Source organism: Nocardia amamiensis NBRC 102102, assembly GCF_001612745.1.
GTDB classification, from domain to species: domain Bacteria; phylum Actinomycetota; class Actinomycetes; order Mycobacteriales; family Mycobacteriaceae; genus Nocardia; species Nocardia amamiensis.
Genome location: NZ_BDBA01000292.1, coordinates 1 through 9,281 on the forward strand (window position 1 = coordinate 1; position 9,281 = coordinate 9,281).

Here is a 9,281-nt window from a genome sequence, read left to right on the forward strand (position 1 = left end):
CTTGCCGCCCGGCCGCCGCTCAGGCAGCGGGCGCGGCTGCGCCATGGTGGGGGGATGTGCCGCGGTGTCGTGCTGCACGGAAGGGCGCGACGGTACCGGACGCGGACGCCGTTCGGCCGGCGTGTAGGGCGCCGAGGACATCGCCGACGGCCGCAGCGCGCGGGTGGCCGCTTCCGAATCGCCCGTTCTCGGCCGGGCGAAAGCCTCACTGGCCGGAACGAATCCGGCGGCCACCGGCGCCGGACCGGCGTCGGCGAACGCGGCGAGCTGCTGGCGCGCCACCCGCATGCTCGGGCGTTCGGCCGGTTCCGGGCTGAGCAGGTCGAGCAGGAAATCCGTTGCGGGACCAGCGTTGCGCGGCTCGCTCACCTGACCGTTGGCGGCGGCGTAGAGCACCGCGAGCGGGTTGGAGCCCCCGCCGTAGGGCGGTTCGCCTTCCAGCGCGTGAAACAGCGTGGCGCCCAGCGCGAACACGTCGGATGCGGGCGTCGGATCGGCGCCGCGGGCCATCTCCGGCGCCAGATAGGCGGCGGTGCCGCAGATCAGTCCGGTTTCGGTGAGCGTGACGTCGCCGGTCGCGCGGGAGATGCCGAAGTCGGTGATCTTCACCGTGCCGTGGTCGTCGAGCAGGATGTTGCCCGGCTTCACGTCGCGGTGCACGATGCCGGCCTGATGCGCGGCGATCAGCGCGGAGGCGACCTGCTCGCCGATCCGCGCGACCTGGGTCAGCGGCAGCGTGCCCTGCGCGGAGATCACCGCGGCGAGGCTCTTGGACTTCAGGTACTCCATCACCAGGCAGGGATCGCCCTCGTGCTCGGTGATGTCGAACACGACGATCGCGTTCGGATGCTGGAAGCGGGCGGCGTTGCGGGCCTCCCGGATGGCGCGCTGACGCACCACGTCCCGTTCGGCCTCGGGCAGGCTCGGCTGGATGTGGATCTGCTTGACGGCCACGGAGCGCTGGAGGCGTTCGTCGACGGCACGCCAGACCACGCCCGTGCCGCCGCTACCAATCCGCTCGACCAGGCGGTAATGCTCCGCGATCAACTGACCGGTATCGATGGCGCCTACTCCGAACCTTCTCGAAATCGTGACATCCCGCATATTGATAACTTCACGCGGTCCGGGATGAGTGTAGCGGGCGCCGGAATACTCGCACGCGTCAGCCGGGCCATGTTCCGGCCCCAAATCGCCCGGAACGGACTATCGCGCCGCGCGCAACATCCGGCCCGCGGCTTCCACCGCGGGAGCCGAACTCCCCGCGTCACTGACGAAGGCCGCGAATGCCAGGTCACCGTCGATGCCGACGAACCAACCGTGCGCGTGGGTGTCGTCGATGTACTCCGCGGTGCCGGTCTTGCCGAGCAGTCCGGGAATGTCACGCAGCTGCGTCGCGGTGCCGCCGGTGACCGTCTCGCGCATCATGGATTTCAGCTGGTCGTCGACGGACGGCGGCAGCGCGGCCGGCGTCCGGTCCGGGGTGCCGGGCCGCCCCGCGACGAGGGTGGGCGCCGGCACCGCACCGCGCGCGATCGAGGCGGCGACCAGTGCCATGCCGAACGGCGAGGCGGTCACCTGCCCTTGACCGATCGCCGATTCCACCCGCAAGGCGGAAGTGTCGGCCGGTGGCACTTTTCCGGTGACAGTGGTCAGGCCCGGTGTGACGTAGTCGATGCCAAGGCCGAGCTGTGCCGCCGCTTTCGTCAGGGCGTCGGCGGGCAGTTTCACCCCGAGCGCGCCCATCGTCGTGTTGCAGGAACGCGCGAAAGCGGTGTGCAGCGGCACCGTGCCCAGATCGAAATTGTTGTCGTTGGGGATGCGGCGGCCCTCGATGTTCGCGGTGCCGGGGCAGGCCACCTGGGTATCGGGTGTGACCGTGCCCGCCTGCAGCGCGGCGGAGACGGTGACCGTCTTGAACGTCGAACCGGGCGGGTACAGGCCGGTCAGGGCGATCGGGCCCTGCGCGTCGGCGGCGGCGTTCTGCGCGATCGCGACCACGTCGCCGGTCGAGGGTCGCAGGGCGACGATCGCGGCGGGTTGCGCGACCGGCGCGAGCGCCGCCTCCGCCGCGCGCTGCAGGCCAGGGTCGAGAGTGGTCACGATGTCGGCGGTGGGCGCCGGGTCTTTGCCGGCCACGCGCTGGGTGCCCTCCGGCGTCTGGGCGCGCACCGCCCATCCCGCGTTCGCGTCGGCGGATTCCTGCCACAACTCGGCGAGCCCGGACAGAGTTGGTGCGGCCAGCGACTTGTCGCTGGCCAGCAGCCGGGTCTGCGGCGCGAGGGTGACACCGGGCAGCGCGGCGAGCCGATCCCTGATCGGGGCGATATCCGTCTCGCGCAGGGTGATCGCGGTGACCGGCTTTCCTTGCGCCTGGACCAGTTCCGCCTGCAGCGACTGCGTGGTGAGGCCGGACGCGAGCGGACCGAGCAGGCCCGCGACGGCCGCGAGGTCGGAGCCAGGGGCGATATTCACCAGCGTGACGACCTGCTCGGTCATCAACTCGCCACCGGCGGAATCCAGAACGCGGGCCGGTTTCGGATAGACCCGGCTGTAGCTCAGCGGCCCCGAAGCCAGCCCGGGGGCGAGGGTGGCGGGATCCCACTTCACCTTCCACCCGGCACCGCCGTCGCTCGCGGTGCCGTTGGTCGTGTAGGTCCACTCGGTCTTGCCGCCCTCGCCCAGCTTCCAGGTCACGGCCAGCGCGAAGCCGTTGTCATCGGCTGAGCCGACCTCGAAGCGCACATCCTTGCCGAGCCCGTCGTAGAGCCCGGCGAGCGTGTCGGACGCCGCGGCCGGGTTGTCGGTGAGCGCGGCGGCCGCGGCGATGTCGTCGCGGTTGAGCGCTTCGGCGAACTGCCCGGCAACGGTGTCGGGCTGGTCCGGTCCGGACGAGCAGGCGGCGAGCACGAGCACTGGTGCGGCGAACAGGACGAGAGGGTTCCGGTTGGTACGCACCCCTCCGACACTAACGGGCCGGAACGCGCCGACAGGGTAGGCGCTGGCCTCGGGCTCGACTCGGCCGGCGCGGGCTACAGCCGGACCACGTCCCGCAACGCCTGCATACGGCTGCCTCAGCCGTCACCCGACCCGGCACGGAATACGTTCAACGGCGCCGATCAGGGCGCGGCGTCAGTCGCGAGACCACGGCGCTTCGACCAACGCGGCGGCGTCGGCTTCGGCCAGGTCGATGTCGAACACCTCGGCGAGGATCTTGGGCAGCTCGCCCCGTTCCAACTCCCGTGTGTCGCTCGTTCCGTCGGGATGCTCGGTGACGAGTGTGGTTCCGTCCAGCACGTGGTGCACGTCCGGGTGGAAGCGCTGCGCGTACGGCCGCGTGGTGAATGGGGAACGCGGGGAAGTCGACACGAAATGATTGCCGACGACATAGTCGATGCGGTACTGCGGGTTCAGGGTGAAACTGTACCGGTCGACCCAGCCATCCCGGCCGAATTGGTGCAGCACCCACAAGTCGGAATCCAGCTCGCCGAGCGTGCGTTCCAGCCGGAACTTCCAGTCGCCTGCGGTGAATTCGCCGGTCTCCGTGGACAACTCGAAGGGCACGAGCGGACCCGCGCCGAAACCGACATCGCAGAGCCAGATCCGGTCGTCATCGGAGGTCGTCACACGCAGCAGGGCGTGGGTGGCAGGCCGCAGCCCAGCGCCCGCGCCCATGCTGACCCGGCCGCTGAGACCGGTGACACCGAACCCGAGCCGTTCCAGCGCCGCGGCGAACAGTCCGACGTTCTCGTAGCAGTACCCGCCGCGGCGGCGCTCGACGAGCTTGTCCTGCAACGTCGCGACGTCCAGCTCGATCGAGCGGCCGAGGATGATCTCCAGGTTCTCGAACGGGATCGCGGTGGTGTGCGCCCGCACCAGCTCGTGCAGCGCCGCCACGGTGGGGGCGCGCTCGCCGTCGAAGCCGATCCGGGCCAGGTAGGCGTCCAGGTCCAGATCGGCGCCGTTCCAGTGGTAGGCCGGGTCGGTCGGCTTCGTCATCATGTCCTCACTTCGCTGTCGGTCTCTCTGCGTGATCAACCGCTGCGGGCCGCGATCATGTTCCCTGCGGGCTGCGCGCCGCGTGCCGTGGGCACACCGCCCTGGCTCCAGCCGTTGCGTGAATCTCAGCGTTTGTTGGTGCGGGATTCTTCCTGCGTCATCGACTGCTGCCCGGTTCCGGAGGAACCGTTGGTCTTACGCGGTCTCGGCGAGGCGTTTCACCTCTCCGGGGAACTTCCCGGCGAGGACAGCATTGTCAGTTTCCAGATCAGTTTGCATCGCAGCGAGGAGGTTCCCGGCAGCGTTGTGGTCGCGGTCGTGGGCCACACCACAGCCCGGACACTGCCAGGTCCGGTCGCCCAAGACCAACCCACGGTTGATTCGGCGGCAGGCGCCGCAGGTCTTCGACGACGGGTACCAGCGGTCGGCCTTCCACACCCGTGACCCATACCAGGCCGCCTTGTACTCCAGTAACCGCACGAACTCCCCGAACCCGGCATCACCAACGGCACGAGCCAACCGGCGGTTGGCGACCAAGCCCTTGACATGCAGCGTTTCCACCGCGATGGCCGACTTGGTTCTCGCCAGCCTCGTCGTGGTCTTGTGCAGGAAATCCCTGCGCCGATCCACCACCCGCAGATGCAACCGCCCCACCCGCACCCGCGATTTGCCCCAGTTGCTCGACTCCTTGCGACAGCGGGCGAGTTTCCGGTTGGCCCGCGCCAACGCCCGCTGCGCCGCCGCCAGAGGCTTCGGTGCGTGGATCTCCTCGCTGGTGCCGTCCTCGTTGGCGATCACGGCGAAGGTCTTCAGCCCCAGATCAATCCCGCAGTTCTGGGCGCCCTCGGGTACGTGGTGGCGAGTGTTGACGTCGGCGCGGTCGACCTCGAGCTGGAACGCGACCCACCACCGTCCCGCTCGCTCGCGCACCGTGGCCCCGAGAATCCGTGCACGGCCATCACCCAGGCGGCCGGTGAGCCAGGACATGTCCTCACGGGTGGCCACCTTCCCGATCCCGGGCAACCACACCGAACCGACACCGACCGGTTTTGCGCGGTCGGCGTCGTAGCGGAACCGGCCGCCGTCCTTACGTTTGCGCCACGCCGGAAACCCCACCCGCGGGCCTTTGCGTTTACCGGTCTTGGATTTCACATAGTTCGCGAATCCGGCTGCCCGTGCCCGACACGCCTCCTTGGGCACCCGCGAGGACAACTTGTTCTCGCCGAACCACGGAAACAACACAGGATGTGCTGCACGCCATTCCTTTTCCAGCGCGGGCGCGGTCCAGGGAACCTCGGTCAACTGCTCACCGGTAACACCGTAGGACTTCTCGGCCTTGCGCTGCGCCCACTTCTTGATCACCGTCTCGAGGCAGAAATTCTCCACCACGCGCGACAACCCGGCATGGCGCCCCATCATGACGGCCTGTTCCGGGTCGGGAGCGAGCTCGAAACGCACCCCCTGCCTGTGACGCACACACCCCCTCGCCATCCTCCGGACCCTACCTTGGATCGAACACACAGACGACAACTGGGGGTACGCGGTGAATCGGCTCGGCACATAGCCTCATCATCGCGGCTTGGTGGCCCACAGGATGACGTTGGTGCCGAAGAATCTCTTGCTCCACCCGACGTCCTGAAAACCGAGCCCGCGCAGCACATCGGCGACCTGTTGCGGTGAATCGAAGGCGAGCGTGCTCGATTCGAGATAGGTGTAGGACGACCGGTCACGAGCCACTACCTGCCCCAGCAGCGGAACGACGGTGCGCATTCCCCACTCCACGACCGGCTTCACCGGGCCACTCGGAGGGCAGGTTTCGAGTATGACAATCCGGCCGCCCGGCTTGAGAACTCGGTGCTGTTCGCGGAGCACTCCGGCCGGGTCTTCGACGTTGCGGAGGAGATAGCCTTCCGTGATCGCGTCGAAGGACTCGTCCTCGAACGGCAAACTGCCCGCGTCCGCATGACGCCATCGAACCGCGTCCGCCCCTGGCTTGGTCTTCGCATGCGCCAGCATCTCTTCCGAGAAGTCGACACCTGTCACGGTGACCGTGGGATACCTCCGTGCCGCCGCCAACGCGATCACACCTGTCCCCGTGGCGATGTCCAAGAGCTGCCCACCCGCGGGCGGTGCGACACGCCCGGCCACTTCGCGGCACCATCGGGCATGGCGGCCGAGCGTCATAACGGCGTTCATCCGATCGTAGTATCCGGCGATCTTCTCGAAGATCCCGTGTACTTCGGCGCCTTTGCCGTGAGCTAGTCGGTCACTTGTCATCTCTGGGACCTCTCTGGTCGGTACATCCCACGCCGCTCACCCACGACGGTACGGTGAGCGCCACGCCGATCAGAGCCGGGTCGCAACTGGCGCGGGAGGACCGCGCGCCGCAATAGCGGGAGCGGTCGCCGAAGAAGCGGAACACTTTGCGCCGCAAGTCTTTTGCGACGGGCGCAGACCACTGTGACACTGGTCACCGGTCGGCGAACGATCGACGTGCCCGAGCGCCGCGGTCGCCCAACCGATCACCACCGAACCGGTGCTGCCCGACTGCACGGCCGACGATCTACACGCACTGCTCGAGGACATCGGCAGCCGTCCGATGCTCGGCCGCGCGCACATCCTGCGGCGAGGTCCAGGGACGATCGATCCGACCGGCCTGCCGCGGCTCGGCGAACGCTACGATTCGCCTATGCGTTCGATTGATGCCGCCCAGCGGCGCGCTCGGTTGGCGGTGCGGCACCGGCTCGCGACGCCGGAACGGTCCGGTGGAGTCGCCGAGATCGCCCGGTCTCTGGTGGCGTTGCACGCGACCGATCCGGCCACCGTCTTCCTTTCGGTCGCGGCGCGGGGCCACGGCCGCACCCCGGCGGATGTCGAGCAGGCGCTCTACGAGGACCGGTCCCTGCTGCGTATGCTGGCGATGCGCCGCACCATGTTCGTCGCGCCGGTGGAACTGGTCCCGATCCTGCAGGCGTCGTGCGCGGATGTGCTGGCGCACAAGCAGCGTCGCACGTACGGCAAATACCTCGCGCAGGCCGGCGTCGGCGACGGCGACGCGCAAGGCTGGCTCGCCGAGGTGGAAGCCGAGACGCACAAGGCGCTGCTGGAACGGGGATCGGCGACCGGCGCACAGCTGAGCAAGGACGTCCCGCGGCTGCGCACCCAGGTGAACACCGCCCCGGACAAGGCCTATTCGAAGCCGACGAACATCACCACCTGGGTGCTGGTGACGCTGGGCTGCGAGGGCCGCATCGTGCGCGGCAGGCCGAACGGCAGCTGGGCCAGCAGCCAGTACACCTGGGCGCCGATCGAGTCGTGGTTGCCGGAGGGTGTGGCGGCGGTGCCGGCCGCCGAGGCCCGCGTCGAGCTGATCCGGCGCTGGTTGCGCGCCTTCGGACCCGCGCCGGTATCCGATATCAAGTGGTGGACCGGTTGGACACTCGGCGAGGTCCGCGCCGCGCTCGGTGCGCTCGACCTGGTCGAAGTCGATCTGGCGGGCGTCACCGGCGTGCTGCTCGCCGACGATCTCGAGCCCGTCGTCGCACCGGAGCCATGGGCGGCGCTGCTGCCCGCGCTCGACCCCACCCCGATGGGTTGGCAGGCGCGGGACTGGTTTCTCGGCTCGCATGGACCGAGCCTGTTCGACCGGAACGGCAATATCGGCCCGACGGTCTGGTGGGACGGGCGCATCGTCGGCGGCTGGGCGCAGCGCAAGGACGGCGAGATCGTCTACCGCCTGCTGGACGACGTCGGCGCGGACGCGGAATCGCTGATCGCCGTCGAATCGCAGCGGATCACGGACTGGTTCGGCGAGGTGCGCGCCGTTCCGCGGTTCCGGACACCGCTGGAGCGCGAACTCACCGCCTGATCCCCGCCGAACTTGCCGCCCTTCGCTACCGAGTCCGTCGCACCACGCGGACGGCGCGGGCGTGGCAAGCCTCGAGGCACCTGCGCGGATGACCTGGACAGCCTGCCTACATGTCCAAGCCGAGGTCGAGGACGTGGACGGAGTGGGTGAGGGCGCCGACGGCGAGGTAGTCGACGCCGGTGCGGGCGTAGTCGGCGGCGACATCGAGGCTCAGGCCGCCGGAGGATTCCAGCTTGGTTCGCGGTGCCGTGGCGTTGCGGCGTTGCACGGCGGCCTGGGTCTGCCAGAGCGGGAAGTTGTCCAGCAGGACGAGTTCCACGTTCTCGGCGAGCACGGCGTCGAGCTGCTCGAGGCTGTCGACCTCGACCTCGCAGGGGATGCCGGGCGCGGCGGCGCGGACCGCGCGCAGCGCCTCGACCACCGAGCCCGCGGCGACCACGTGGTTGTCCTTGATCAGCGCGGCGTCGCCGAGGCCCATGCGGTGATTGACGCCGCCGCCGACGCGGACGGCGTACTTCTGCAGCGCGCGCAGTCCGGGCAGCGTCTTGCGGCTGTCCCGGATGCGGCACCGGGTGCCCGCGACCGCGTCGACCCATGCCGCTGTCGCCGTGGCGATGCCGGAGAGATGGCAGACCAGGTTGAGCATGGTGCGCTCCGCGGTGAGCAGGCCGCGGGTCGGCGCGAGGACGGTCAGCACGGACTGGTTCGGCGTCACCCTGGTTCCGTCGGCCACGCGGTCGGTGACCTCGTACTCGCCCGCGCCGATCACCTCGTCGAGCACGAGCAGCCCGGCGTCGAGCCCGGCGACGGTCCCCGGCTGCCGCGACACCACCGACGCCTTCACGACCGCGTCCGCGGGCACGGTGGCCACCGTGGTGACATCCGGGCCGTAGCGCAGATCCTCGTCCAGCGCCGCGCGGATGATCCGCAGTACCTCGTCACGATCCAGACCGGCGTCCAGCGCCATCGGAGCGCTCCTCTCTCGCCGAGCGGGACACGATGGATTTCCCTGCTCGACGGCTGTGTTCAAGAAATGGGTGCTAAGTATTCGGGGGCGCCGTCGTCGTTCAACCGGACCGGGAGGCCGCGGCGGAGTCCGTCCACGAGCTCCGGGTGGTCGGAACGGGTGTGACAGCCACGGCTTTCGGTGCGGGCGAGGGCGGCCAGCAGCAGGGTGCGCGCCGCCAGGGTGAGCGCGGCGTCCTCGATCCCGGTGACCGCGTGTGCGGAGCCGGTGAGCGTGTCGCGCCGGGAGACCACGTCGTCGAGCTGTTTGAGCGCTCCGGCCAGACCGGCGCCGTCGCGGACCACCGAGGCGTGCGTGGTCATCAAACGCTGCACGATGTCGCGATCGGCATGCTCGCGGTGGCGAACCGGGATCTCGGCGACGCCCGCCCGCTCGCCGAGCCGCTCGGCC

Annotated in this window: 7 protein-coding genes and 1 pseudogene; 1 reads left to right on the forward strand and 7 read right to left on the reverse strand. The window is 69.5% G+C overall.

The window, feature by feature from the left end; translation table 11 throughout:
- The 5 genes from NA4_RS35725 to NA4_RS35745 all read right to left on the reverse strand — a co-directional run.
- On the reverse strand, window positions 1-1,104 hold a 1,104-nt coding region (locus NA4_RS35725), incomplete at its 3' end, for a serine/threonine-protein kinase (protein ID WP_218022509.1).
- Between the two features lie 99 nt (window positions 1,105-1,203).
- Entirely contained in the window at window positions 1,204-2,955 is a 1,752-nt protein-coding gene (locus tag NA4_RS35730; RefSeq protein WP_067480080.1) for a penicillin-binding transpeptidase domain-containing protein, read from the reverse strand.
- Window positions 2,956-3,129: 174 nt separating this feature from the next.
- Window positions 3,130-3,996 carry an arylamine N-acetyltransferase family protein gene (locus NA4_RS35735; RefSeq protein WP_067480088.1) on the reverse strand — a complete coding sequence of 289 codons (867 nt, stop codon included), beginning with the start codon at window positions 3,994-3,996 and terminating at the stop codon, window positions 3,130-3,132.
- Window positions 3,997-4,191: 195 nt separating this feature from the next.
- Entirely contained in the window at window positions 4,192-5,472 is a 1,281-nt protein-coding gene (locus NA4_RS35740; RefSeq protein ID WP_067480082.1) for an RNA-guided endonuclease InsQ/TnpB family protein, read from the reverse strand.
- A 93-nt stretch (window positions 5,473-5,565) separates the two neighbouring features.
- On the reverse strand, window positions 5,566-6,273 hold the full coding sequence (locus tag NA4_RS35745; RefSeq protein ID WP_067480084.1) for a ubiquinone/menaquinone biosynthesis methyltransferase: 708 nt from the start codon (window positions 6,271-6,273) through the stop codon (window positions 5,566-5,568).
- Between the two features lie 259 nt (window positions 6,274-6,532).
- On the opposite strand from NA4_RS35745, the gene NA4_RS35750 reads away from it, so the two are divergent.
- Complete coding sequence (locus NA4_RS35750) at window positions 6,533-7,864, forward strand: winged helix DNA-binding domain-containing protein (RefSeq protein ID WP_245671749.1); 1,332 nt, start codon at window positions 6,533-6,535, stop codon at window positions 7,862-7,864.
- Between the two features lie 106 nt (window positions 7,865-7,970).
- Here NA4_RS35750 and nadC read toward each other — a convergent pair whose 3' ends face one another.
- Complete coding sequence (gene nadC / locus NA4_RS35755) at window positions 7,971-8,831, reverse strand: carboxylating nicotinate-nucleotide diphosphorylase (RefSeq protein ID WP_067480086.1); 861 nt, start codon at window positions 8,829-8,831, stop codon at window positions 7,971-7,973.
- Window positions 8,832-8,890: 59 nt separating this feature from the next.
- Window positions 8,891-9,281, reverse strand: a pseudogene (locus NA4_RS35760) (L-aspartate oxidase); the annotation flags it as partial.